The organism is Rhizobium sp. BK060, assembly GCF_014193145.1.
Taxonomy (GTDB): domain Bacteria; phylum Pseudomonadota; class Alphaproteobacteria; order Rhizobiales; family Rhizobiaceae; genus Rhizobium.
This window is the reverse complement of sequence record NZ_JACHYW010000009.1, coordinates 177,289-199,705: the sequence shown is the minus strand read 5'-3', so window position 1 is coordinate 199,705 and position 22,417 is coordinate 177,289. Positions and strand designations below refer to the sequence as shown.

Here is a 22,417-nt window from a genome sequence, read left to right as displayed (position 1 = left end):
ATGACAGCGATCACCGATGCTTACTTCTCCAATCTGATTGGCCGACTCGAGACTTTGAAGACGGAGCTTGCCGAACCCATGGCTTTGGCGGCCAATGCGATCCTAGAAGCCGCACGCAATGACAAGCGGGTCTATGTGTTCGGCACCGGACACTCGCACATGCTGGCCGAAGAGGTGCACTATCGGGCAGGTGGCCTCGCTTTCACCGTTCCGGTTCTCGTTGGCTCCGCGATGCTGCACGAGGGCGCGGTGATCAGCTCCGTCTATGAGCGGACAGAAGGATTGGTGCGGCCGGTGCTGGAGCGCTATGGCATGCAGCCGGGCGATGTCATCATCATCGCGTCGAACTCCGGCGTGAATGCAGCGCCGATCGAAGCCGCCGATTATGGCCGCGAGATCGGTGCCAAAGTGATCGCGATCACATCGGTCTCCTATTCGAGTGCGGTTGCCAACGGCCGACGTCGCCTTGCGGACATCGCCGACATCGTGTTGGACAACGGTCTTCCTCCCGGCGATGCGGTGATCGGGCTCCCAGGTACGGAGCTGAAAGTCGGTCCGGTTTCGACCGCTATCGGTGCAACCGTCCTCAACGCCATCTTCGCTGACGTCGCTTTGGAGCTGTCGAAAGGCGGCGACGCGCCGATTTATCTCAGTGCCAACATGCCTGGCGCTGCCGCGGTGAACCAGCGGCTGGTGACGAAATATCGGCCGCGTAATCCCCATCTTTGAGCGCGCGCGATGCCCGATTGTCAACGCCACGCTGACAGTCGGTCGCCAAAGTCCAATCTACCGGACCGTGAAGGTGAGGCGCATATTTCTTTCAAGAACAGCGGCGAGGCGATGTCCCGCCGGCTCGGAAAGGAACGGTCCCATGACCCAGATCATCTTGAATTCAGCGGTCGCCATCCTGATTGCGGCGGCCTTCGTAACGACGGCCACCGCCGCTCTTCGCGGCGAAGACCGCGCAATGCAGAAAGTGCCGGTCAGCGCTAAAGCAAAGCGCCACCCAAAGGGCTGAAAGACAGCCAAATAATTCCTCAAATCGGCCCCAATATCGACACCGGGTTGAACGACCAATGCGTCATGGGGAATCCGGAGTGCAGGGCAATGACGAGAATTATTGGTGCAGCCGCAATACTGACCATCGCCATGGCGGCCTATGCGGCATACTTGAATCCATACGATACGCGCAGCCAGCAAGGCCGCTATTCGCAGCAGATCGAGAGCCACGATAACGGCCTTACGGCGTCCATCCGCTAAACGAACAACTGACCGCCATTGGCGCTTAGCGTCGATCCGGTGATGAAACCTGCGTCGTCGGAAACCAGGAAGACGACGCAGCGCGCAACCTCCTCCGGCTCACCGAGACGGCCAACCGGAATCTGCGGAATGATCCGCTCGTTCAGCACTTTCTCCGGCACGGCAAGGACCATTTCCGTACCGATATAGCCTGGGCATATCGCGTTCACGGTGATGTTCTTGGCAGCACCTTCTTGCGCAAGTGCCTTGGTGAAGCCGAGGTCTCCGGCCTTGGCAGCCGAATAGTTCGCCTGCCCCATCTGGCCCTTTTGGCCGTTGATCGAAGAGATGTTGACGATCCGCCCGTAGCTTCTATCGCGCATGCCCCCCCAGACCTGGTGCGTCATGTTGAAGAGGCCGGTGAGGTTGGTATTGACGACCTCGTGCCACTGCTGCTGCGTCATCTTGTGGAACATCGCGTCTCGCGTGATGCCAGCATTGTTGACAAGGACATCGATCGGACCCAGTTCGGCCTCGACCTTCGCGATGCCCTCGCCGCATGATGCGTAGTCGGAAACATCCCATTTGAAGACGGGAATGCCTGTAGCGCCATGAAAGGCATTCGCCTTTTCGTCGTTGCCCGCGTAGTTGGCGGCAACCGTATAGCCCGCATTCTTCAGCGCGACGGAAATCGCGGCGCCAATACCGCGGGTACCACCAGTGACAACAGCCACCCTGCTCATGTTCCGCTCCCTTGTTTGAAGGCCCCGCTATGCTGCGGGGCTCAGGTTATGGTTGGATTGCCTGCTATTCAAAGAGTTTCAAAGCACATCGCAACGCCCATGCCGCCACCGATGCACAGCGTCGCCAGCCCCTTCTTGGCGCCACGGCGCTTCATCTCGAAAAGGAGCGTGTTGAGCACCCGCGCGCCGGACGCGCCGATCGGATGGCCGATCGCAATCGCACCACCGTTGACGTTGACAATCGAAGGATCCCAGCCGAGGTCCTTGTTGACGGCACAGGCCTGCGCGGCAAAGGCTTCGTTCGCTTCGACGAGATCGAGATCGCCGACGGACCAGCCGGCCTTCTCCAGCGCCTTGCGCGATGCCGGGATCGGGCCCGTTCCCATGACCTGCGGATCAACGCCCGCCGTCGCCCAGGAGACAATGCGGACGAGCGGCTGAATACCACGACGAGAGGCTTCAGCTTCGGTCATCAGCACGGCCGCGGCGGCGCCATCGTTCAAGCCGGAGGCATTCGCTGCGGTAACCGTGCCGTCCTTGTCGAAGGCAGGACGCAATTTGGCCATCGAGTCCAACGTCGCGCCGTGACGGATGTATTCGTCGGCATCGACCGTCACGTCGCCCTTTCGTGTCTGGATGACGAAGGGAATGATCTCATCGGCGAAACGTCCAGCCTTCTGCGCGGCTTCCGCCTTGTTCTGCGATGCGACCGCGAATCGGTCCTGCTCCTCGCGGGAGAGCTGCCACTGACGCGCAATGTTTTCGGCGGTAATGCCCATGTGGTAGCCATAGAAAGCGTCTGTCAGGCCGTCCTTGATCATGGTGTCGACCATTTTCATGTCGCCCATTTTGACGCCGCCGCGCAGATGTGCAGCGTGCGGCGCCATCGACATCGACTCCTGACCGCCCGCGACGATGATCTTTGCGTCACCGAGCGCAATCTGCTGCATGCCAAGCGCCACGGCGCGAAGACCCGAACCGCAGAGCTGATTGACGCCCCACGCGGTCGCCTCCTTGGGGACGCCCGCCTTCATGGCCGCCTGCCGGGCCGGGTTCTGGCCTTCGCCGGCCGGCAGAACCTGGCCGAGAATGACTTCATCGACTTCACCGGCCTCGACGCCTGCACGCTCCAGCGCGCCCTTGACCGCAGCCGCGCCCAGTTCATGGGCCGGAACGGTGGCGAAGGCGCCGTTAAATGAGCCAACGGCAGTGCGGCCTGCACTAGCGATGACGATGGATGAACCCGACATGACGATCTCCTCGTTAACTCCACCAGATTAGAGGAAACTGACAAAGCTTCAACGCCGAGTCAAACGACAAGACTCTACCATTCAATTTTAGGGATTGCTTACGCTGGGGCAAATTATCTCTGCCGTAAAAGGGGTTGCCGCATCGCACAAAGAGATTGTCACTGGGCTTCGTTTGCGTCTACATTCCTCGATGGAGGAATTTCCATAACAATCAGACGGGCTTCGGGAGACTGATATGGCGAAGAATGACGGGCAGATCGTAATCAAGAAATACGCCAATCGCCGCCTCTACAATACAGGCACCAGCACTTATGTGACGTTGGAAGACCTGGCGGAGATGGTGAAGAAGGGTGAGGATTTTACGGTCCAGGATGCAAAGAGCGGCGACGACATTACCCACTCGGTACTGACGCAAATCATTTTCGAACAGGAATCCAAGACGGGCAACACGCTGCTGCCGATCTCGTTCCTCCGCCAGCTGATTACCTACTACGGCGACCAGATGCAGATGGTCGTTCCGAGCTTCCTGGAACATTCCATGCGCGCCTTTACTGAACAGCAGGCACAGATGCGCGAGCAGGTGACGCGCGCTTTCGGCGAAACGCCGATCGGCAAAAACCTGCAACTGCCGATGCAAATGGTCGAAGACCAGGTCCGTCGCAACACCGAGATGTTCCAGCAAGCCATGCAGATGTTTTCGCCGTTCATGACGCCACCAGCCAAGGAAAGCCGCAAGGCGGAAGCAAAGGACATCGATGAGCTGAAGGAACAGCTGCGCGCACTTCAGAGCAAACTCGACAATCTCTAAGCTTCAGAGCCCGATCGAAACATCGCGCCCGGCGGTGCGAATAGATACGGCAAAGCCGCCAATCACATCGATCAACGCAATCGTCATCAGGATGAAGAAAACCTGGGTGGCCGCATCCTGGACGAGAAGAAACTCGACCAGGAAGGCTATGAAGACGAGCATCGACAGCATGTGATTGGTTAGGCTACCGTCATTGCGCGTCGCCTTTAGTATCTCGAAGAACAGGACCGCAAGCGCGACGACGATAAAGAGGTCGCCGAGCGCCATGCTCCACATAGCTCCCGAAATCATCGACAAAACGATGACGTCGTTCTGCAGCGAGGGAAGCCCACCACTGCCCATAAAGCCCAGCATCGACATATTGTAAAGAATGAATGGAATAATCATCAGTGGCACGGCATTGAACATATGGCACAGCTCCCCCTCAGCCGGAGAATAGTGCCGTAAACAGCCGCATCACTTCAAGATATCATAAGAATGTATTTGCCGCGGGAAAAAGCAAAAGGCCGGCACTGGGCCGACCTCGCAAGTCCTACTCAGGCAAAACGCAAGTGTATTATGCGCTTTCCTTCGGCGTCAGAACCTGACGGCCGCGATACATACCGGTCTTCAGATCGATATGGTGCGGACGACGCAGTTCGCCGGAGTTCTTGTCTTCAACGTAGGTCGGAGCCTTCAGTGCGTCTGCAGAGCGGCGCATACCGCGCTTGGACGGGCTCGTTTTTCTCTTCGGTACAGCCATTTCTCTTACTCCACTTCACGGGCAAACACATCCAACGGCCAGACTGGCGGCCGAAACGACGTATCGCGATTTCGGAAATTTTGCGCGCTTATACATGCCTTGAGGGGGCTTGACCAGTCCCCAAGATTATTTTTTGGAATTCTGGCGATTCAAGAGTCAGACCTCGTCCTCCTCGACAATCCAGGGCTCGGACCGCGCTGCCTCTTCCCACTTCATCCAGGCCGGATGCGCCTTGACGGCGGCGATATAGCTCAGAGTGTCGCTGGCAGAAACTAGGTCGTAGACATCGAAGCGGCTGACAACAGGTGCGAACATGGCATCGGCGCCCGAAAAAGCGCCGAAAAGGAACGGCCCACCCGAATGAGCGCGCAAGTCACGCCAAATCGTCTCGATGCGGGCGACGTCGGCCATGACGCCGTCGGCGAGCGCAATCTTGCCCTTCGGCCGCCGGATATTCATCGGGCAAGCGCCGCGCAAGGCCCCGAAACCCGACAGCATCTCCATGGAAACGGCTCGCGCCACGGCTCGCTTGTCACGCTGCTTTGGCCAGATTCCGGCTTCCGGAAAAAGTTCGGCAACATACTCGATGATCGCCAACGACTGCCAGACACGAACGTCGCCGTGCTGGAGCACCGGCACCTGACCCGTTGGCGAGAACTCCTTGAAGTGCGGATTGCCCGCCGCGAAATCGAAGGGGACAAGCAGTTCCTCGAACGGAATACCCGCGGCCGTCATGGCGATCCACGGCCGAAGCGACCACGACGAATAGTTCTTGTTGCCGATATAGAGCGTCAGCCTGTCCAAGAGGGTCTCCCTTTTACGCTTCGGGCGCGAACACAAGCCGCTCCTCGAAATGGTTCATATCGTCGAAAGTGCAGAAGGCGGGCGGCCTCAACGCTATGACGGGCGCGTTTTCGCGCAGCGTGGCGAGCGCGCGGTCGAGCATAGCCTGCCATGCCGGAAGTGCTGCTTCCTGTAGGCGTACGATTGGGTAGCAGAATGTGATATGGAACTCATAGGTATCATGATCCGGATGTCGGTAGCCGAACACATCGGCGAAAGCGTCACGCCATTCCTTCACAACGCGCCGATCCGCAGCCGTAGCACCGTTCACGGTAAGCCCGACCGGCGTCACTTCGGTAACGTCAACATCGAAGGAGCCGAGCGGCTCGAAGGATTGCAACCGATCCAGATAAATCTCGCTCATGCGCTCGATCCCGGTATCAAGCGCCACATCCTGCGGCCAATAAGGCAGCTGGCGGCGATACTCGATAATGCCCTGAAACAGCGTCATATGCAGGCTGGAGATCGGCGTGAAGGCAAACTGCGATGTTTCCGGCATCTCTAGAAAGCTCTGGCGCGCCTCAATGATCGATTGCTGTGACGGTGATCCCTCGATCAGATGGCAGACGACGGTATTGCCCGGCTCGCGCAGAAACGTACCGGCTGCGTCATAGCGGGTCCCGAAATGACGTGGTGGAGTACGGTTATGGGTCGCGGAATAGGTGAGAAGCGCGGGCGAAAAGGCAGAAATCATCGCTGGCAGTCCAGTCGTTGGTGGCGGGGATTTCCGTCCATACTTTTAAAGCACGAATGCCAGATGACACTCATGAACACCAACGACTTATTCCAATATCAATCATAAATGCATCTGATGTAATCGCCCGAACCGCGCGCGCGCCGCTCGATGAGACTGGCAAGTCGTCGCAGCCCCCGCCCGGGCTTGCCGGCATTACGATCGAAGGGGTTGGGAAGCGACACGGCGAGTAGGGCGGCTTGCCGGCTGGTCAGCTTCGATGCCGGTACCTTGAAATGGTGACGTGCCGCAGCCTCGATGCCATAGATGCCCGGCCCCCATTCTGCAATGTTGAGGTAGATCTCCATCAGGCGCCGCTTTGACCAGATAAAGTCTGCCGTCACAGCCAATGGCAGTTCCAGCGCCTTGCGAACGAACGAACGGCTATTCCATAGAAACAGGTTCTTGACGGTCTGCATCGGAATCGTACTGCCGCCACGCGTGGAGTGACCGCTTAGCGTATCCTCCAGGAGCATACGCATCTCATCCCAATCGACGCCGCCATGGAAACAGTACTGCCCGTCTTCGGACATCATCACCGACTGAACAAGAACCGGCGAGATATTGTCGATTGAGACCCATTGCCGGTCATAGCCGCGCAGCAACACCAGATCACGGAGCATGAGCGTGGAAACGGGATGAATGAAGGGCAGCAGGTAAAGGACGATCAGGACATACGGAAGGATAACGAGCCCCGCCAGCGCGAGAACGATGCGCATGATCACCGGACGACCCTTAAGCCAAAGAAACGCGTGCCTGTAAAACGGCACGGTCATGCTTTCCTCTCTCTCCGGCGTTATGTCCAAATTCCCCGACCCGGTCTCTTGCCCTTCTCCTCCATAGCGTTTGCGACCTGGCATTGCCAGAGACAAAGGAAATCTTCGCCGCACCATCGACAATTCCGTTGCAAGCGGAAGCCGGCTCATGCCAAACAGCGCGCCATGGACGCAAGCTCTGAAACATTCGAAGCCAGATTGACCGCCACGGCGCGAGAGGTCGAGGCTGTACTCGATATTCTACTGTCGCCGTCCGTACTGAACGACGAAATCGCCCGGCCGGAACGGCTGCGTTCGGCCATGCACTATGCCGTCCTGAACGGCGGCAAGCGGCTGCGACCCTTCCTTGTCGTCGAAACGGCATCGTTGCTCGGCGGCGACAGGAACGCGGCACTGAGGGTGGGAGCGGCACTCGAATGCGCGCACTGTTATTCGCTCGTCCACGACGATCTGCCGGCAATGGACGACGACGACCTGCGCCGAGGCAAGCCGACCGTGCACATCGCCTATGATGAAGCGACCGCCATCCTCGCCGGTGACAGCCTGCTGACCTATGCCTTTGACATCATCGCCGCACCCGAAACGAAATTACCTGACGCGGCCAAGGTGGCTTTGACGCTGGCACTAGCGCGCGCTGCAGGCATTGGAGGCATGGCCGGCGGCCAGGCTCTCGACCTTGCCGCCGAGAAGCAGGCGCCAGACGAGCAGAGCATCGTCACGCTGCAGGCCATGAAGACGGGCGCACTCATCCGCTACGCCTGCGAAGCCGGCGCTGTCGTCGCCGGTGCTTCCCCAGAGGATCGCGCGCGATTGCGTCAGTTCGGCGAGAGGATCGGTCTCGCCTTCCAGCTCGCCGACGACATTCTCGATCTCACCTCCGATGCCGCCACCATGGGCAAGGCGACGGGCAAGGACGCTGGCCGCGGCAAAGGCACGTTGGTGGCAATGCACGGCATGGCATGGGCGGAAGCCAAGCTTGCCGAGCAGGTGCGTGAGGCACAAGCACTGCTGGCTCCCTATTCCGAGCGCAGCATCATTCTCGCGGAAGCGGCTGGCTTCATTGCCGGACGCAAGAGCTGAAAAAGCGTCACCGGGACAATATTTCCGCCAACACACGAGACACAATCTCTTGTCGATCGCCGCGAACCGCGCCTAAGAAATAGGGCCAATATTCAACCGGCCGAGTAAGAGACGCAAGATGCATGAGATCCTGACCTATCTACCGCAGATCCTGCCTGCCTACGTCGCTTATTTGATCGCCGTCATCAGCCCCGGCCCGGCAATCATGGCAATCGTGTCGACCTCTATGACGCATGGCCGAAAGGCGGGCATGACCATCTCGCTCGGCATCTTCGCCGGCTCGTTCACCTGGGCCTGCGCTGCCGCACTCGGCCTTGCAACCATCCTCCAGACCTACGCCATGGCGCTGGAGATCCTGAAGATCTTCGGCGGCCTCTATCTGCTCTACCTCGCCTACAGGGCCTTCAAGGCTGTTCGCGCCAACGATGAACTGCCGCAGACTGTCGTGCAAAAGCGCCTTACGACACCCGCCCTATTGCTGCGTGGCTACGGCATTCACGTCACCAACCCGAAAGCGATCTTCGCGTGGCTGGCGATCATCGCGCTCGGAATGCCGCAGGGCGCCCCGGCCTCTGTCGCCGGCCTGATTATCGGCATTTGCATGACAACGGGATTCATCACCTTCATGGGCTATGCAGTGCTCTTCTCGACACCGCACGCGCTGAAGATCTATCGGAGCCTGCGACTCTGGATCGAAGGTGCCATGGCAGCCTTTTACTGCTTTGCAGGTTTAAAGCTTTTGACCAGCCGAATCTGACCCAGCGCCGCGGACTACTCCGCGGCCGTCTTCTGCCCGAACCGCTTTTCGATGTAGTCGATAACAAGCGCCTCGAAGTCTGAAGCGATGTTCGGACCGCGCAGCGTCAACGCCTTCTGGCCATCGATAAAGATGGGCGCTGCTGGCGTTTCGCCGGTGCCTGGCAACGAAATGCCGATGTCGGCGTGCTTGCTTTCACCAGGCCCGTTGACGATGCAGCCCATGACCGCAACGTTCAGAGCTTCGACGCCCGGATATTTTTCGCGCCAGACCGGCATGTTTTTGCGAATGTCGTTCTGGATGTTCTGCGCCAGTTCCTGGAAGACGGTCGAGGTTGTGCGGCCGCAGCCGGGACAAGCGGCCACGACAGGGATAAACTGGCGGAAGCCCATCACCTGCAGCAGTTCCTGGGCGACCTGCACTTCGCGCGTCCGGTCACCATTCGGCTCCGGCGTCAGCGACACGCGGATGGTGTCGCCGATCCCCTGTTGCAGGACATAGCCCATGGCAGCCGACGAGGCGACGATCCCTTTGCTGCCCATCCCGGCTTCGGTAAGACCGAGGTGCAAAGCATGGTCAGAGCGCTCGGAGAGCATCGAATAGACGGCGATCAGATCCTGTACCTGGCTAACCTTGGCCGACAGGATGATCCGGTTGCGCGACAGGCCGATCTCTTCGGCCAGATTGGCCGAAATCAAAGCGGACTGCACGATCGCTTCGCGAGTCACCTGGCGCGCCGAAAGCGGCGAGCCAGCCGCGGCGTTCTGATCCATCAGCGCCGTCAGCAACTCTTGATCCAGCGAACCCCAATTCACTCCGATGCGTACCGGCTTGTCGTAGCGGATCGCCATCTCGATGATATCACCGAACTGCTTGTCCTTCTTGTCCTTGAAGCCGACGTTGCCCGGGTTGATGCGGTATTTCGCCAACGCCTCGGCACAAGCCGGATGATCGGCAAGAAGCTTGTGGCCAATATAGTGAAAATCACCGACCAGCGGCACGTCCATGCCAAGGCGCAACAGCCTCTCGCGAATCTTCGGAACCGCAGCTGCACTTTCGTCGCGGTCTACGGTGATACGGACGATCTCCGAGCCCGCCTTGAAGAGAGCCGCCACCTGGGCAACCGTTGAGTCGATATCCGCCGTGTCGGTGTTTGTCATCGACTGGACGACAACTGGCGCGCCACCGCCCACGATGACGCCGCCAACATCGACGGCGACGGATGCGCGGCGCGGTTTCGGATCAAAATCTGCAGCAGAAGACATATAGAGTTCTTGAACCCCTAAAATTCGTGTCTTTCAGGTGGATCATGCCTGCTTTGTTGTCAACCCGCCCCGCGCATCACTTTTGTTTGGAGCTGGGCTCAGTGACCGCCGCCTGAAATACCATCGGCATAGCGCGCCAGGTTCGAGAACAATAGCACGACGACAAGCAACACAGGTAGCGCCATGAAGACCACACTAAAGCCGATGTGCTCGGCGACGAAGCCGATCGCAGACGGCGCAACCAGCATGCCGGAATAGCCCATTGTGGTGACGACCGACAGGCCGATACCAGCCCTCAGGCCCGGAACATTGCCGGCAGCCGAAAAGGCGATCGGAACCATGTTTGAAATCCCGATCCCACAGAAGGCGAAGCCGAGGATCGCAATTTCCGCGTTGGGAGCAAAGGCCGCGAGGAGCATGCCTGATATGGCAAACAGCGCGCAGATCCGAAGCGTCGTCACACCGCCGAGCCGGTCACGAACAAGATCGCCGCCAAACCGCATGATCGCCATGGTGAGGGAGAAGGCCGCAAAGCCGAAGCCGGAGACGGCGACCGATGCGCCCAGTTCCTGACGCAGATAAAGCGCGCCCCAATCCAGCACGGCGCCCTCCGGAACCATGGAAAAAAGTGCCATGAGACCGAGCAGCCAGGGCAGCGGCGTGAGCGGCAGTCGCAGCTTTTCCTTCTTTTCGTCGGGGTGTGGTTGATCGGTGAGGATCATCGTCCACGCGATTGCAAGGAAGATCACAGCCAGCACGGTTGCGATCTGCGCATGCCAAAGTACGCCGAATTCGGCAATCAGCAAGCCGCCGAGACCTGCACCGATCAACCCCCCCAGGCTCCAGAAGGCATGGCACGAAGACATGATGGCGCGCCGCATCGATTGCTCGACGGCTACCGCGTTCGCATTCATGGCAACGTCCATCGCGCCGATAAAACCACCGAATAGAAAGATCGAGATTGCCCCGGTCAAGACGTTCGGCGAGACCGTCAGCGCAAGCAGGGAAGGCAACAGGCAGACCGCAGCAACCTGCGCCACACGCTTCGAGCCGTAGCGTGCGATCTGCGTTCCTGCGATCGGCATCAGCATTAGCGAACCGACGCCGAAAACCAGGATCATCAGTCCGAGTTCGAACTTGCTGAGTTGCAGGCGTTCGGCGAAATCCGGAATCTTCGGCGCCCAGCAGCCGACCAGAAAGCCGTTCATCAGGAACAGCAACGAGACTGCCACCCTGCCTCTGGTCACGAAGCCGCTTCTGGCGATCGTTGTCACATTCACTTGACTGTCCATGTCTCTTCCCAATATGCCTCGGCGACGGAACCGGTCCGCGCCCGATTTTGAACTATGTTCTCGCCGTCTCGCGAGCCACGATCGTCTTGCAGCCGCGTTCGCGATATTGCGCCAACATGGCTGGATCGGCGTTGCTTTCGACCACCAGACACGCGCAATGCGCCACAGCGAGAACGCCATGCGGCGCAGCGGTGGCAAATTTTTCTGAGGTCACCGCAACGAGGACCTTCCTGCTCCGCGATGCCGCAAAACGCTTGAACTCGGCATCCTCGAACCCGAAGGTCGTAACGCCTGCTGCCAGATCGATGCCGCAGGCGCCGAGCACGCAGAGATCGGGGGACAGCGACTCCATGTCCCGCATGGCCTTCGCACCAAGCGCTCCACCAACCTGCCGATCGAGCAGACCGCCGATAAGGATGACATTGACCAAAGGTTTTTCGAGCAGCGCGGCAGCGATCGCCGGCGCGTTCGTGGCCGCAGTCAGCGCCATGTCGGCAGGTAGCGCCGCAGCGATGGCAAGATTCGTGCTGCCGGCATCGAAGAAGACTGTCGATCCGGGCGCTATCTGCGAAACGGCAGCAAGTGCCAATGCCTGCTTGCGATCCCGCGCAACCCCCATGCGGTGGTTGAGGCTGGTGCTGGCGGGTGAAACCGGCAACGCACCGCCGTAAACGCGCTCGCAAAGGCCTGCAGCTGCCATCTCGCGAAGATCCCGACGCACGGTATCCTCGGACACGCCGAACTCCTCCGCCAGTTCGGCGGCAAGGACACGACCGTTGATCTGCAGCTTCCGCGAAATGGCGCTTTGCCGCTCCTGCATGAGAAGTTCGTTCATGTTCGTGCCGGTTTCGTCGATCTCGTCATTAATCAGGCAAGAACATGCATAAACAAATGCGATTACGCACACAAGGGCGCGCGCCATACACGTTTCGTCACGCTACGAAACAACGCCCACCGAAATCGTGAGAAATGAGAAAAATATTCGCACCTGCCGATTTTCTTTGCAGTTTTCTACGCTTCTTCTCAAATGCTTTTCTGCGATTTTCCGTGCATCGATTACATCTGGTGAACTGGAAAAGACATGAACCTCCTAAAGACCATCGCCGCCGCCGCACTGATACAGGCCGCCGCGCTCCTTCCTGCCATCGCCGGCGACAACCTCGCGGCCATCAAATCATCAGGTGTCTTGAAGATCGGCACCGAAGGAACCTATGCTCCGTTCACCTTTCATGACACGAGCGGCAAGCTGGTCGGCTTCGACGTGGAGATCGGCGAAGCGGTTGCCGCCAAGCTTGGCGTCAAGGCGGAATTCGTCGAAGGCAAATGGGACGGCCTGATCGCCGGTCTCGATGCGAAGCGCTACGACACAGTCATCAACCAAGTCGGCATCACCGAGGCGCGCAAGCAGAAGTATGACTTCTCCGAACCCTACATCGCGTCGAAGGCAGTCCTGATCGTTCGCGATGGCGACGACAGCATCAAGGGTTTTGCAGACCTCAAGGGCAAGAAGTCGGCTCAGTCGCTGACCAGCAACTTCGGTAAGCTCGCCCAGGAGGCCGGCGCCGAACTCGTCGGCACCGACGGCTTCGACCAGTCGATCCAGCTGGTGCTGACCAAGCGCGCGGACGCAACAGTCAACGACAGCCTTTCCTTCCTCGACTTCAAGAAGCACAAGCCGGAAGCTCCGGTGAAGATCGTGGCAGAGCAGGAAAATGCCGATTATTCCGGCATCATCATCCGCAAAGGCGAGCCGGAACTGCTGGAGGCGATCAACAAGGCACTGGACGACGTCAAGGCCGACGGCACCTACAAGAAGATTTCCGACAAGTACTTCGGCCAGGACGTTTCGAAGTAAGCTGAAAGCCATCAAATAGGGGCGGCACTTTTGTCGTCCCTGTTTTTACGCCGTCGGATCGACGTGATCATGCTGGCTGCGGTCAAGATTTATGCGCTGCCTCATCATGCGATCAATCCTTTTCCGCTGCCGGATCTCGGACCAGATGGCCAGGATAAGCGCTCCGACGACGATGAGCAGAACGGCGCGGAAAACCCAAAGGGCGCCGGTAGGACCAAGGAGAGCGACTATCAGGCGGCCGTTTCTCCCGCCGTCGACATCGCCGACAAGGATCAGGCCCGCAACCACCGCTGCAAGGGCGGCATACAATCCGAAAATCAAGCGATCTCTTCTCATAGTGGTGAGAGAATGTAACCGCGGGATGAAAAAAGCGCTACGCGGTCTGCTCTTGCAGGAAGTAGCCTGCGAAGGGTATCTCCCAAAGCACGCAACGATCGCGTCACTAGAACAGAAAGAACACCCGTGCCGCACTGGTTTCAACTGATGGCGGAGTCGCTTGGTCCGCTCCTCTGGGCCGGCCTGATCTTCACGATCCCGCTGACGCTCCTGTCATTCACATTCGGTCTCATCCTTGGATTGCTCACGGCAATCGCGCGGCTTTTCGCACCTGCGCCGATCGTCGCCATCGCCCGGTTCTATGTCTGGGTGATCAGGGGCACACCACTTCTGGTACAGCTCTTCGTCATCTTTTACGGCTTGCCGAGCGTCGGCATCCTGCTCGACGCGTTTCCGGCGGCGCTGATCGGCTTCACCCTCAACATCGGTGCCTACAGCTCCGAGATCATTCGCGCCGTTATCTCCTCCGTGCCGAAGGGGCAGTGGGAAGCGGCCTATTCGATTGGCATGAGCTGGCGTCAGGCAATGAGCCGCACGATCCTGCCGCAGGCTGGGCGTGTTGCGGTGCCGCCGCTCTCCAACACATTCATTTCGCTGGTGAAGGACACCTCGCTTGCCGCCGCCATTACGGTGCCCGAGCTGTTCCAGGCGGCGCAGCGCATCGTCGCAACCACTTACGAGCCGCTGATCCTCTACATCGAGGCCGCATTGATATACCTTGCTTTGAGCTCCGTCCTATCCGCGCTGCAAGTCCGCCTCGAGCGTCGCTTCGCGCGCTACGGCGGTATGCTGGAGGCAAACGCATGATCGAGCTTTCGCATATCGAAAAGCGCTTCGGCGACGCCGTCATTCTGAAAGACATCAGCATCCGCATTCCCGAAGGCAGCGTTACGGCGCTCGTCGGTCCGTCAGGTGGCGGCAAGAGTACGCTGCTGCGCTGCATCAACCTGCTGGAGATCCCGACAGCAGGCATGATCCGCCTCGGCGACGAGAAGCTGAGCTTTGCGCCAGGACAGAAGACCGGCTGGCAGGCGATCCAGAAGATCCGCCGGCAGACCGGCATGGTATTCCAGAACTTCCAGCTCTTTCCACATCAGACAGCCATCGAGAACGTGATGGAAGGCCTTGTCACCGTCCTGAGGTGGCCGAAAGAAAGGGCACGGGAGCGGGCAATGGAACTGCTGACGAAGGTCGGCATGGCGCACAAAGCCGACGCCTGGCCTTCGACGCTATCGGGTGGCCAGCAGCAGCGCGTCGCAATCGCCCGCGCGCTCGCCCCGTCTCCACGCGTTCTTCTCTGCGATGAACCAACCTCGGCGCTCGACCCAGAACTTTCCGCCGAAGTCGTCGATGTTCTCGGTCGTCTCGCCAGCGAGGGCACGACAATGGTGATGGCGACGCATGACTTGCGCCTCGCCTCCAAGATCGCCAATGACGTCGTCTTCCTCGAGGCCGGCAGCGTGGTAGAGACAGGAAGCGCAAGGAACATCTTTACGGCGCCTGAGCGCGAGCGCACCAAGCGCTTCATCTCGACGATCAATGCCGCCCACACCTACGACATTTAGGCACGGGCGGCGGTTAGAGCTTTAGACCGCGCGCGCCGCCTTCAGCGCTTTGCCCCACCAGACAAGCTGGTCGAGCTGGTTCTTAGCGGCCTCGACGAGGTGCGCGTAGTCGTTCAGACTCCTTCCGTTCTTGGCAACGGAGAGATATTCCGGGAAAGAAATGTGAACGCCTGTCTTCACGGAAACGGCGCTCATTTCGACGAAGATCAACCGCAACTGCTCGACCGCACGCGCGCCACCGACACCGCCGTAGCCGACGAAGGCAACCGGTTTATGGACGAAATGACCGAGATCGATCGCATTCTTGAGAACGGCCGTCGGCGCATGGTTGTACTCGGCGGCCGTGAAAATGTAGCCGTCGAACTCGAGCAGCTTCTTCTTCCAGCGCTCCGCCGTTTCATTCTGAGATTCAGTTGCGCTTGCCTGTCCGAGGAAGGACATCGGGTAGTCCAAGAGATCGAGAACTTCGACCTCCAATTCGGGGCGGCTTGCGGCTATCTGAGCAATCCACTTGGCAGGATGATCCGCAAAACGGCCAATTCGCGTGCTTCCGATGATGACGGCAATCTTGAGCTTACTCATATCAATCCTCTCACGAAAAATATAAGAGCGGCCCGAAGGCCGCCCTTTTTATCGTTCGAATGTCCGTCAGCCAGCATAGCTGACTAGCAGGTCCTTGGCATCGATCTGGTCGCCCGCCTTGACGAGCACTTCCGCAATCGCACCGTCTTTTTCGGCATGGATTGCCGTTTCCATCTTCATGGCCTCGATGGAAACAAGCACGTCGCCGGCATTGATCGCCTGGCCCGGCGAAATGAAGACGCGGGAAATGACGCCAGGCATCGGCGCGCCGACATGCGCGGCATTGCCCGGCTCCGCCTTGCGGCGAGCGGCAGCACCGGTCGCACCATGCGCGCGATCCGGAACCTTGATGCGGCGCGGCTGGCCGTTGAGCTCGAAGAACACCGTGACCATACCCTGGCTGTCCGTTCCGCTCATCGCCTGATTGACGATGACGAGCGTCTTGCCCTTCTCGATGTCGGCAAACAGCTCCTCGCCGTCGGCAAGGCCGTAGAAATAGGCCTGCGTCGGCAGCACGGAGACCGGGCCGTAGGTGTCGGAGGCCAGCGCAAAATCGGTGAAGACCTTCGGATACATCAAATAGGAAGCGAATTCGAAGTCGCTGACCTCACGCTCCAGCTTGGTCTCGATAACTTTGCGCTCAGCATCGAGATCGGCGTCGGCAAGCAGCGAACCCGGACGCACGGTATAGGGCGCGTCGCCCTTCAGTGCCTTCTTCTGCAGCGCTTCCGGCCAGCCGGACGGCGGCTGTCCGAGATCCCCCTTCAGCATCGAGACAACCGATTCCGGAAAGGAGACTTCCTTGTCGGCGCTAACGACGTCAGCAACTGTCAGGTCTTGGCTGACCATCATCAGCGCCATGTCGCCGACGACCTTGGAGGACGGCGTCACCTTGACGATGTCGCCGAACATCTGGTTGGCGTCGGCATAGGCCTGCGCCACCGAATGCCAACGGGTTTCGAGGCCGAGCGAGCGGGCCTGCTCCTTGAGATTGGTGAACTGGCCACCGGGCATTTCGTGCAGGTAGACTTCCGATGCCGGTCCCTTGAGGTCGCTTTCGAAGGCCGCATACTGATGACGCACCGCTTCCCAATAGAAGGAGATGCGGCGGATCCATTCGGGATCGAGACCGGGATCGCGTTCGGAGCCACGCAGCGCCTCGACGATCGAGCCAAGGCACGGCTGCGAGGTATTGCCGGACAGCGCATCCATCGCCGCATCGACGGCGTCGACGCCAGCATCAACGGCAGCAAGAACCGTTGCCGCTGCAATGCCTGAGGTGTCGTGCGTGTGGAAATGGATCGGAAGGCTGGTCGCGTCACGCAGCGCCTTGAACAGGACTTTGGCGGCAGCCGGCTTCAGAAGGCCGGCCATGTCCTTGACCGCGATGATATGCGCGCCGGCCTTTTCGAGTTCAACGGCGAGGTCCGTGTAGTACTTGAGATCGTACTTCGGGCGGGCCGAATTCAGGATATCGCCGGTGTAGCAGATCGCCGCTTCACAGAGTTTGCTCTCTTCGGCGATCGCATCCATCGAGACACGCATGTTCTCGACCCAGTTCAGGCAGTCGAAGACGCGGAAGAGATCGATACCACCAGCAGCCGCTTGCCGGACGAAGTATTTGACGACGTTGTCAGGATAATTCTTGTAGCCGACGCCGTTTGCGCCGCGCAGCAGCATCTGCAAAAGCAGGTTGGGTGCGGCTTCGCGCACGAGCGACAGACGCTCCCACGGATCTTCCGTCAGGAAGCGCATCGAGACGTCGAAGGTCGCACCACCCCAGCACTCGAGCGACAAGAGGTTCGGCAAGGCGTGCGCATAAGTGCCGGCGATACGGGCGATGTCATAGGTGCGCATACGTGTCGCAAGCAGCGACTGATGGCCGTCGCGCATTGTCGTATCGGTCATCAGGATGCGCTTTTCATTGCGCATCCACTCGCCGAACTTCTTCGGACCGAGCTTGTCGAGAAGCTGCTTGGTGCCGTCGGGAACGCCGTTGCCATTGGTGTAGGGCACCATCGGTTCTGCGATACCTGCCGATGGCTTCGGCCGATCCTTGGCTTCGGGATGACCATTGACCGTGACATCCGCGAGGTAGGTCAGAAGCTTGGTTGCGCGGTCCTGTCGCTTGACCTGCTGGAAGAGTTCCGGCGTCGAGTCGATGAAGCGCGTGGTGTAGCTGTTATCCCTGAACTTCGGATGCGTGATGATCGCTTCCAGGAAGGTCAGGTTGGTGGCCACGCCGCGGATACGGAATTCGCGCAGCGCGCGGTCCATGCGGGAAATCGCTTCCGAAGGATTCGGTGCCCAGGCCGTGACCTTGACCAGCAGCGGATCGTAGTAACGGGTGATGATCGCGCCGGAATAGGAGGTGCCGCCATCCAGGCGGATGCCGAAGCCGGATGCCGAGCGATAGGCGGTAATACGGCCGTAATCCGGGATGAAGTTGTGCTCCGGATCCTCGGTGGTGATACGGCACTGCAGGGCGTGGCCGTTGAGGCGAATGTCTTTCTGCTCGGGCACACCCGATTCCGGCGTGCCGATCGCAAAGCCGTCGAGGATATGGATCTGTGCCTTGACGATGTCGATGCCCGTGACGACTTCGGTGACGGTGTGCTCGACCTGAATGCGCGGATTGACTTCGATGAAGTAGAATTTGCCGGTATCAGCATCCATCAGATACTCGACCGTGCCGGCGCCGATATAATTGGTGGCGCCAGCGATCTTCAGCGAATAGGCCGCCAGTTCCTGGCGCTGCGCCTCGCTCAGATAAGGGGCCGGCGCACGCTCGACAACCTTCTGGTTGCGGCGCTGGATCGAGCAGTCGCGCTCGAAAAGGTGAACGACGTTGCCATGCGTATCGCCAAGGATCTGGCTTTCGACGTGGCGGGCACGCTCGACGAGCTTTTCCAGATAGACCTCGTCCTTGCCGAAAGCGGCCATCGCCTCGCGCTTGGCTTCCGTCACCTCGCGCGCCAGGTCGGCTTCCGAGCGAATGACGCGCATGCCGCGCCCGCCACCGCCCCACGAGGCCTTCAGCATCACAGGGTAGCCGATCGCTGCCGCCATGCGGGCGACTTCGGCCATATCGTCGGGCAGCGGCTCGGTTGCCGGCACCACAGGCACGCCGACCGAGATTGCCAGATTGCGCGCCGCGACCTTGTTGCCGAGCTGGCGCATGGTATCGGCCGTCGGGCCGATGAAGGTGATGCCGGCCTTGTTGCAGGCATCGACGAATTCCGGGCTTTCCGACAGGAGGCCATAGCCCGGATGGATCGCATCGGCACCGGAAAGCTTGGCGACGCGGATCACCTCATCGATCGACAGATAGCTCTCGATCGGCCCGAGATCGCGGGCAAGATGGGGCCCACGGCCGACCTGATAGCTCTCGTCGGCCTTGAACCTGTGCAGCGCCAGCTTGTCTTCTTCCGCCCATATCGCGACCGTTTTTATCCCGAGCTCGTTGGCCGCGCGAAACACGCGGATGGCAATTTCCGAACGGTTGGCAACAAGTATCTTGGAAATGGGCAATGCTGTCTCCTCACGGCATCGAAACGGGCAATGCTGCACCCGCGAAGAGAAGTCTTAACGCGCTGTCACGGAAAGTTCAATTTCCAGAACCGCCGGAAATAGAATTTCTCTAGGACTAGGTGATGAGGCCATGCCGGAAGGCGACAGCGACTGCATGCTGTCTGTTTTTTGCTTTCAACTTGTCTTGCAGGCCGTTCATGTACCAGTCGACGGTGTGGTTCGAAATCTTGAGACGCTTGCCGATCTCCACGGAGGTCATGCCTTCGGCAAGATACTGAAGTATTTCCATCTCTCGGCGCGTCAAGCGCGTGTCGACGCCGGAAACTTCTTCAAGTGCCGGAGCCTCCCCCTTGAGATCAAGGAGCCGCCAGAAAGCCTTTCGAGCGACGGCGCCAAAAAGCGAGATCTCGACAGGAGAAAGATCCACGGGCGTTCCGCCTACGCTCATGTTACCGAGGATGCCGTTTCGGCCATGGATAGGGAAAATGTAGCCGTCCCTCAGGCCATGGCTATGGGCGTCGGCCATCATTTGCTCCATGCGCCGGTGATGCGGATCCTTGCGGAAAGCCGTCAAGCTGTCCTTCCAACGAAACGGTCTTTGCGCATGTGCGAGATAGCGCACCGTCGGGTCGGTCAGAACGTATTTCTTCGAAAGATAGATTTGTGCCCACTTCTCTGGCCAATGGCCGGCAAACATAAGGCTGACTGGATCTTCAGTCGCTCTGAGATGCCGCATAAGGCCATAATACTGGAAACCATAAGAGTGAACGACGTGCTCGAGCTCCGCGATGACGCCTTCCGCCTTCCGGCATTCCTCTAGAACAACAAGCAATTGAATTAACGAATGAATATTCACCAAAACGTCCCCACCCAATTGGGCTTCACATTGAATAGTAACAGCCAATAGGCCATGCCCCGATGGCGGGGCGCCTTTCGATGCAATCAAACATCAATCTAGAATATGTATTATCGTGTGCCAGCGCAGTCGTTCAACGCAAGCGAAAATTGCGAAATTTTCAAACCGCCCCAAAAAATTTCAGACCCAGGCATTTGCATGCGCTTCGGGACCCAAAGAATCTTCCTTGCGAAAGCCCCCTGAACGCTTCGTTAATCGCCGGTTCAGATATCTTTCTGTAGCGTCGCAGCATCCACTATTTCGCAGATGCACAAGAGGTATCGCTGTGTCGCTATTCAAGGTCTATGCAAGAGCTTTGCGCTATCTTGGCGCCTACAAGCTCCGCGTATCCCTGGTCGTTATCGCGAATATCGTGCTTGCCGCGATCACAATCGCCGAACCCATTTTGTTCGGCCGCATCATCGATGCGATCTCGGGCAAGGGCGAAGTTAAACCCATCCTTTTCATGTGGGCCGGTTTTGCCGTCTTCAACACCATAGCCTTTGTTCTGGTCGCGCGTGAGGCCGACCGGCTGGCTCATGGCCGGCGCGCCACGCTGCTGACGGAAGCGTTCGGCCGTATCATCTCGATGCCGCTGTCCTGGCATCATCAGCGCGGCACGTCGAATGCGCTGCATACCCTGCTGCGCGCATGCGAAACGCTCTTCGGCCTTTGGCTCGAGTTCATGCGCAACCACCTGTCAACAGCCGTGGCGATCGCACTTCTGATCCCGACCGCAATGTCGATGGACCTGCGTCTTTCGGGCGTACTGGTCGTGCTCGGCGTAGCCTACTGGCTGATCGGTCGTCTCGTCATGAGCCGTACCAAGGATGGCCAGGCATCAGTCGAGAACCACTACCACACAGTATTTTCGCACGTCAGTGACTCGATCAGCAACGTGTCGGTCCTGCACAGCTACAACCGCATCGAGGCCGAAACCAAGGCGTTGAAGTCCTTTGCCGACCGCCTGCTGCAGGCTCAGTTTCCGGTTCTCGACTGGTGGGCTCTGGCCGGCGCAATGAACCGCATGGCATCCACCATCGCCATGATGGTCATCCTGGTGATCGGTACGCTGATGGTCCAGTCCGGCGAGCTCCGTATCGGTGACGTCATTGCCTTCATCGGCTTTGCGAACCTGCTGATCTCGCGTCTCGACCAGATGCGTCAGTTCGCAACGCAGATCTTCGAGGCTCGCTCAAAACTTGAGGACTTCTACTCGCTCGAAGACTCGGTCCGCGAACGCGAAGAGCCGGCCGGCAATGCCGATATCGCCGACGTGAAGGGTGAAGTTGAATTCCGCAACGTGTCGTTCCGCTTCGGCAACACCGCGCAGGGCCTGCATAATGTGTCTTTCACCGCCAAGGCTGGCCAGACGGTTGCGATCGTCGGCCCTACCGGCTCGGGCAAGACCACGATGATCAACCTACTGCAACGCGTCTATGACCCGGACAGCGGCCAGATCCTGGTCGATGGTCACGATACGACGAAGATCACCCGCAAGTCGCTTCGCCGCTATATCGCAACTGTGTTCCAGGATGCCGGCCTGCTCAACCGCTCGATCAGCGACAACATTCGCCTCGGCCGCGAGGGCGCTTCGGATGAAGACATGCGCCGTGCCGCAGAAGCTGCTGCCGCAGCCGACTTCATCGAGACACGCGAAAATCAGTACGACACCCATGTCGGCGAGCGCGGCAACAAGCTCTCGGGCGGCGAACGTCAGCGTGTGGCGATCGCCCGCGCCATCCTCAAGGATGCGCCGATCCTGGTGCTGGACGAAGCGACGAGCGCGCTTGACGTCGAAACGGAAAACCGCGTGAAGGCCGCAATCGACAACCTGCGCCAAAACCGCACGACCTTCATTATCGCGCACCGTCTTTCGACGGTTCGTGAAGCAGACAAGGTCCTGTTCCTGGATAGCGGCCGTGTCGTCGAAGAAGGCAGCTTCGAAGAACTCAGCCAGAGCAACGGCCGCTTCGCTGCATTGCTCCGTGCGAGCGGCATCCTGACGGATGAGGAAGTTCGCAAGGCACACACGACAGAGGCGGCCTGATCGGAAACAGGTGCATCGATCGATCAAAGCCGGATGGTTCTGCCATCCGGCTTTTTTCTTGCCGACCAGCGACCA

General features: G+C 59.2%; 24 protein-coding genes. 11 read left to right on the top strand and 13 right to left on the bottom strand.

The genetic code is table 11. From position 1 onward, the window contains the following. The 3 genes from FHT71_RS12620 to FHT71_RS12610 all read left to right on the top strand — a co-directional run bounded on the left by FHT71_RS12620 (position 1) and on the right by FHT71_RS12610 (position 1,260). Entirely contained in the window at positions 1 to 729 is a 729-nt protein-coding gene (locus tag FHT71_RS12620; protein WP_007794676.1) for an SIS domain-containing protein, read from the top strand. 142 nt (positions 730 to 871) lie between these two features. Continuing rightward, positions 872 to 1,018, top strand: a complete 147-nt coding sequence (locus FHT71_RS12615) for a hypothetical protein (RefSeq protein WP_007794679.1) — start codon at positions 872 to 874, stop codon at positions 1,016 to 1,018. A gap of 89 nt (positions 1,019 to 1,107) precedes the next feature. Then, the gene (locus tag FHT71_RS12610; RefSeq protein ID WP_165933042.1) at positions 1,108 to 1,260 is read left to right on the top strand and encodes a hypothetical protein; all 153 of its coding nucleotides are present in this window, start codon (positions 1,108 to 1,110) and stop codon (positions 1,258 to 1,260) included. Here the strand turns inward: FHT71_RS12610 and FHT71_RS12605 are convergent. After that, a complete protein-coding gene (locus FHT71_RS12605; RefSeq protein ID WP_007794687.1) occupies positions 1,257 to 1,982 on the bottom strand; it encodes a beta-ketoacyl-ACP reductase in 726 nt (241 codons plus the stop codon). The genes FHT71_RS12610 and FHT71_RS12605 overlap by 4 nt on opposite strands. Before the next feature lie 68 nt (positions 1,983 to 2,050). Then, positions 2,051 to 3,232, bottom strand: a complete 1,182-nt coding sequence (locus FHT71_RS12600) for an acetyl-CoA C-acetyltransferase (protein ID WP_132588661.1) — start codon at positions 3,230 to 3,232, stop codon at positions 2,051 to 2,053. A gap of 235 nt (positions 3,233 to 3,467) precedes the next feature. Here FHT71_RS12600 and phaR point away from each other — a divergent pair, with 235 nt between their 5' ends. Next, a complete protein-coding gene (phaR, locus tag FHT71_RS12595; RefSeq protein WP_132588662.1) occupies positions 3,468 to 4,040 on the top strand; it encodes a polyhydroxyalkanoate synthesis repressor PhaR in 573 nt (190 codons plus the stop codon). Positions 4,041 to 4,043: 3 nt separating this feature from the next. Here the strand turns inward: phaR and FHT71_RS12590 are convergent, their stop codons facing one another. The 5 genes from FHT71_RS12590 to mtgA form a co-directional block, all read right to left on the bottom strand. Beyond that, positions 4,044 to 4,448, bottom strand: coding sequence for a hypothetical protein (locus tag FHT71_RS12590; RefSeq protein WP_007794698.1), 405 nt, complete (start codon positions 4,446 to 4,448; stop codon positions 4,044 to 4,046). 148 nt (positions 4,449 to 4,596) lie between these two features. Next, positions 4,597 to 4,782: a 50S ribosomal protein L32 gene (rpmF, locus tag FHT71_RS12585; protein ID WP_003543812.1), complete on the bottom strand. Its 186-nt coding sequence runs from the start codon at positions 4,780 to 4,782 to the stop codon at positions 4,597 to 4,599. A gap of 156 nt (positions 4,783 to 4,938) precedes the next feature. Beyond that, positions 4,939 to 5,586 carry a glutathione S-transferase family protein gene (locus tag FHT71_RS12580; RefSeq protein WP_132588663.1) on the bottom strand — a complete coding sequence of 216 codons (648 nt, stop codon included), beginning with the start codon at positions 5,584 to 5,586 and terminating at the stop codon, positions 4,939 to 4,941. Positions 5,587 to 5,599: 13 nt separating this feature from the next. Beyond that, positions 5,600 to 6,319 carry a DUF1868 domain-containing protein gene (locus tag FHT71_RS12575; protein ID WP_132588664.1) on the bottom strand — a complete coding sequence of 240 codons (720 nt, stop codon included), beginning with the start codon at positions 6,317 to 6,319 and terminating at the stop codon, positions 5,600 to 5,602. A 98-nt stretch (positions 6,320 to 6,417) separates the two neighbouring features. Then, positions 6,418 to 7,164: a monofunctional biosynthetic peptidoglycan transglycosylase gene (gene mtgA / locus FHT71_RS12570; RefSeq protein WP_183719796.1), complete on the bottom strand. Its 747-nt coding sequence runs from the start codon at positions 7,162 to 7,164 to the stop codon at positions 6,418 to 6,420. A gap of 135 nt (positions 7,165 to 7,299) precedes the next feature. Between mtgA and FHT71_RS12565 the strand changes: the two genes are divergently transcribed. Both FHT71_RS12565 and FHT71_RS12560 read left to right on the top strand, forming a co-directional pair. Next, complete coding sequence (locus tag FHT71_RS12565; protein ID WP_132588666.1) at positions 7,300 to 8,214, top strand: polyprenyl synthetase family protein; 915 nt, start codon at positions 7,300 to 7,302, stop codon at positions 8,212 to 8,214. A gap of 118 nt (positions 8,215 to 8,332) precedes the next feature. Then, the gene (locus tag FHT71_RS12560) at positions 8,333 to 8,971 is read left to right on the top strand and encodes a LysE family translocator (protein ID WP_183719794.1); all 639 of its coding nucleotides are present in this window, start codon (positions 8,333 to 8,335) and stop codon (positions 8,969 to 8,971) included. Between the two features lie 14 nt (positions 8,972 to 8,985). On the opposite strand, the gene ispG is transcribed toward FHT71_RS12560, so the two are convergent. The 3 genes from ispG to FHT71_RS12545 all read right to left on the bottom strand — a co-directional run bounded on the left by ispG (position 8,986) and on the right by FHT71_RS12545 (position 12,363). Then, positions 8,986 to 10,236 (bottom strand): flavodoxin-dependent (E)-4-hydroxy-3-methylbut-2-enyl-diphosphate synthase, encoded by a 1,251-nt coding sequence (gene ispG, locus FHT71_RS12555; protein WP_132588668.1) that lies wholly within the window; start codon positions 10,234 to 10,236, stop codon positions 8,986 to 8,988. Positions 10,237 to 10,334: 98 nt separating this feature from the next. Continuing rightward, positions 10,335 to 11,528, bottom strand: a complete 1,194-nt coding sequence (locus tag FHT71_RS12550) for an MFS transporter (protein ID WP_183719792.1) — start codon at positions 11,526 to 11,528, stop codon at positions 10,335 to 10,337. Positions 11,529 to 11,580: 52 nt separating this feature from the next. Continuing rightward, entirely contained in the window at positions 11,581 to 12,363 is a 783-nt protein-coding gene (locus FHT71_RS12545) for a DeoR/GlpR family DNA-binding transcription regulator (protein WP_037083067.1), read from the bottom strand. A gap of 246 nt (positions 12,364 to 12,609) precedes the next feature. Here FHT71_RS12545 and FHT71_RS12540 point away from each other — a divergent pair, with 246 nt between their 5' ends. From FHT71_RS12540 to FHT71_RS12525, 4 genes are all read left to right on the top strand, one after another. Continuing rightward, positions 12,610 to 13,383, top strand: coding sequence for an amino acid ABC transporter substrate-binding protein (locus tag FHT71_RS12540; protein ID WP_007794728.1), 774 nt, complete (start codon positions 12,610 to 12,612; stop codon positions 13,381 to 13,383). 30 nt (positions 13,384 to 13,413) lie between these two features. Beyond that, positions 13,414 to 13,737: a hypothetical protein gene (locus tag FHT71_RS12535; protein ID WP_132588670.1), complete on the top strand. Its 324-nt coding sequence runs from the start codon at positions 13,414 to 13,416 to the stop codon at positions 13,735 to 13,737. A gap of 108 nt (positions 13,738 to 13,845) precedes the next feature. Then, positions 13,846 to 14,526: an amino acid ABC transporter permease gene (locus tag FHT71_RS12530; protein WP_037083034.1), complete on the top strand. Its 681-nt coding sequence runs from the start codon at positions 13,846 to 13,848 to the stop codon at positions 14,524 to 14,526. Further along, positions 14,523 to 15,284, top strand: a complete 762-nt coding sequence (locus FHT71_RS12525) for an amino acid ABC transporter ATP-binding protein (protein WP_007794738.1) — start codon at positions 14,523 to 14,525, stop codon at positions 15,282 to 15,284. The genes FHT71_RS12530 and FHT71_RS12525 overlap by 4 nt, the downstream gene beginning before the upstream one ends. A 21-nt stretch (positions 15,285 to 15,305) precedes the next feature. Here FHT71_RS12525 and FHT71_RS12520 read toward each other — a convergent pair whose 3' ends face one another. From FHT71_RS12520 to FHT71_RS12510, 3 genes are all read right to left on the bottom strand, one after another. After that, entirely contained in the window at positions 15,306 to 15,866 is a 561-nt protein-coding gene (locus FHT71_RS12520) for an NAD(P)H-dependent oxidoreductase (RefSeq protein ID WP_132588671.1), read from the bottom strand. Between the two features lie 66 nt (positions 15,867 to 15,932). Continuing rightward, complete coding sequence (pyc, locus tag FHT71_RS12515; RefSeq protein ID WP_183719790.1) at positions 15,933 to 19,397, bottom strand: pyruvate carboxylase; 3,465 nt, start codon at positions 19,395 to 19,397, stop codon at positions 15,933 to 15,935. A gap of 115 nt (positions 19,398 to 19,512) precedes the next feature. Further along, the gene (locus tag FHT71_RS12510; RefSeq protein WP_132588673.1) at positions 19,513 to 20,253 is read right to left on the bottom strand and encodes a LuxR family transcriptional regulator; all 741 of its coding nucleotides are present in this window, start codon (positions 20,251 to 20,253) and stop codon (positions 19,513 to 19,515) included. Between the two features lie 325 nt (positions 20,254 to 20,578). On the opposite strand from FHT71_RS12510, the gene FHT71_RS12505 reads away from it, so the two are divergent. Next, positions 20,579 to 22,342, top strand: a complete 1,764-nt coding sequence (locus FHT71_RS12505) for a glucan ABC transporter ATP-binding protein/ permease (protein ID WP_007794748.1) — start codon at positions 20,579 to 20,581, stop codon at positions 22,340 to 22,342. The last annotated feature ends 75 nt before the right edge of the window (positions 22,343 to 22,417 follow it).

Bases quoted from the DNA above. Each gene is read 5' to 3' on its own strand.
- FHT71_RS12620 (WP_007794676.1), top strand. From the start codon at position 1: ATGACAGCGATCACCGATGCTTACTTCTCCAATCTGATTGGCCGACTC.
- FHT71_RS12615 (WP_007794679.1), top strand. From the start codon at position 872: ATGACCCAGATCATCTTGAATTCAGCGGTCGCCATCCTGATTGCGGCG.
- FHT71_RS12610 (WP_165933042.1), top strand. From the start codon at position 1,108: ATGACGAGAATTATTGGTGCAGCCGCAATACTGACCATCGCCATGGCG.
- FHT71_RS12605 (WP_007794687.1), bottom strand. From the start codon at position 1,982: ATGAGCAGGGTGGCTGTTGTCACTGGTGGTACCCGCGGTATTGGCGCC.
- FHT71_RS12600 (WP_132588661.1), bottom strand. From the start codon at position 3,232: ATGTCGGGTTCATCCATCGTCATCGCTAGTGCAGGCCGCACTGCCGTT.
- phaR (WP_132588662.1), top strand. From the start codon at position 3,468: ATGGCGAAGAATGACGGGCAGATCGTAATCAAGAAATACGCCAATCGC.
- FHT71_RS12590 (WP_007794698.1), bottom strand. From the start codon at position 4,448: ATGTTCAATGCCGTGCCACTGATGATTATTCCATTCATTCTTTACAAT.
- rpmF (WP_003543812.1), bottom strand. From the start codon at position 4,782: ATGGCTGTACCGAAGAGAAAAACGAGCCCGTCCAAGCGCGGTATGCGC.
- FHT71_RS12575 (WP_132588664.1), bottom strand. From the start codon at position 6,319: ATGATTTCTGCCTTTTCGCCCGCGCTTCTCACCTATTCCGCGACCCAT.
- FHT71_RS12565 (WP_132588666.1), top strand. From the start codon at position 7,300: ATGGACGCAAGCTCTGAAACATTCGAAGCCAGATTGACCGCCACGGCG.
- FHT71_RS12560 (WP_183719794.1), top strand. From the start codon at position 8,333: ATGCATGAGATCCTGACCTATCTACCGCAGATCCTGCCTGCCTACGTC.
- ispG (WP_132588668.1), bottom strand. From the start codon at position 10,236: ATGTCTTCTGCTGCAGATTTTGATCCGAAACCGCGCCGCGCATCCGTC.
- FHT71_RS12550 (WP_183719792.1), bottom strand. From the start codon at position 11,528: ATGGACAGTCAAGTGAATGTGACAACGATCGCCAGAAGCGGCTTCGTG.
- FHT71_RS12545 (WP_037083067.1), bottom strand. From the start codon at position 12,363: ATGAACGAACTTCTCATGCAGGAGCGGCAAAGCGCCATTTCGCGGAAG.
- FHT71_RS12540 (WP_007794728.1), top strand. From the start codon at position 12,610: ATGAACCTCCTAAAGACCATCGCCGCCGCCGCACTGATACAGGCCGCC.
- FHT71_RS12525 (WP_007794738.1), top strand. From the start codon at position 14,523: ATGATCGAGCTTTCGCATATCGAAAAGCGCTTCGGCGACGCCGTCATT.
- FHT71_RS12520 (WP_132588671.1), bottom strand. From the start codon at position 15,866: ATGAGTAAGCTCAAGATTGCCGTCATCATCGGAAGCACGCGAATTGGC.